This is a genomic window from Actinospica durhamensis (genome assembly GCF_018139695.1).
GTDB lineage: Bacteria > Actinomycetota > Actinomycetes > Streptomycetales > Catenulisporaceae > Actinospica > Actinospica durhamensis.
This window is the reverse complement of sequence record NZ_JAGSOG010000785.1, coordinates 1-425: the sequence shown is the minus strand read 5'-3', so window position 1 is coordinate 425 and position 425 is coordinate 1. Positions and strand designations below refer to the sequence as shown.

Genomic DNA, 425 nt, shown 5'->3' with positions numbered 1-425 from the left:
ACTGGAGACCGGTGGTCTCCGCGGGCCGTGGGGGAGGGCCCCTCACCACGTCGTGGTGAGGGGCCCGGCGCGCGTCGGCACGGGGGCGGGTCAGACGCCCGCGATCGACTGGATCCAGGAGCGGTACGCCGTGACGTTGGTGTACGCCGTGGTCGTCTGGCGGTCGCTGGTGGAGGCGACGCCGACCTGGACGCCGTTCGCCATCATCGGGCCGCCGGAGTCGCCGCCGGCGGTGATGCCGTTGCCCCGGCGGGCGCAGATCGCGGAGCCGCCGTAGGCGTCCCCGCACGCACCGGTGACCGTGACGTTGGCGACCTTCAGGTAGCGGGACTGGCAGTTGGCCTCCGAGCCGCACTGCGAGGTGGCGCCCCAGCCGTACACCTGCACGCTCTGGCCGACCCTCACCGAGCCGGGCTGCCCGAGGG

General features: G+C 74.4%; 1 protein-coding gene. It reads right to left on the bottom strand.

The window, feature by feature from the left end; translation table 11 throughout:
* Positions 1-90: 90 nt before the first annotated feature.
* Positions 91-425 (bottom strand): trypsin-like serine protease (locus tag KDL01_RS42215; RefSeq protein ID WP_212534309.1); only part of this gene is annotated, 335 nt, incomplete at its 5' end.